Annotated in this window: 1 protein-coding gene; it reads right to left on the minus strand. The window is 53.0% G+C overall.

The genetic code is table 11. The features are described from left to right. On the minus strand, nucleotides 1–502 hold a 502-nt coding region (locus tag N480_RS25690), incomplete at both ends, for a hypothetical protein (RefSeq protein WP_196761528.1).

The raw sequence follows: 502 nt of genomic DNA on the forward strand, positions 1-502 counted from the left end.
CCCATCATTTAACCCGCTGATATCCGACAAATTAACGGTTTGGCCCGCGCTGGTGAGCGTGCCATTGCCTGTCACCGCCGTACCGCCATTATTGCTGCTGAGGGTATAACTGTATGTGGCTCCCACCTCGGCACTGGTAAAGCTAAAGTTCACACCGCCTGTCTCTGTGCTGTTATAACTGGTGTCGTTTAAGGCCACGCTGTGCCCACTGGGCGCTGCAGTATCTAACGTGCTATTGGTGGTGACCGCCGTTGCGGCATTGCCTGCGGTATCCGTTAAAATCACAGATAATGTCAAAGTGCCATCATTCAGGGCACTGAGATCTAGATTGGTGAGCTGTTGGCTAGCCGACGTCACCGTGCCGTTACCTGTGACATTGGTCCCACCATTGCTGCTCGAAATGGTATAGCTGTAGGTTGCCCCCACTTCTGCGCTACTAAAGGTAAAGGACGCCGCCCCCTTTTCAGCGTTTGAATACAAAGTATCGCCAAACGAGACGCTG

It is taken from the genome of Pseudoalteromonas luteoviolacea S2607 (assembly GCF_001625575.1).
Taxonomy (GTDB): domain Bacteria; phylum Pseudomonadota; class Gammaproteobacteria; order Enterobacterales; family Alteromonadaceae; genus Pseudoalteromonas; species Pseudoalteromonas luteoviolacea_E.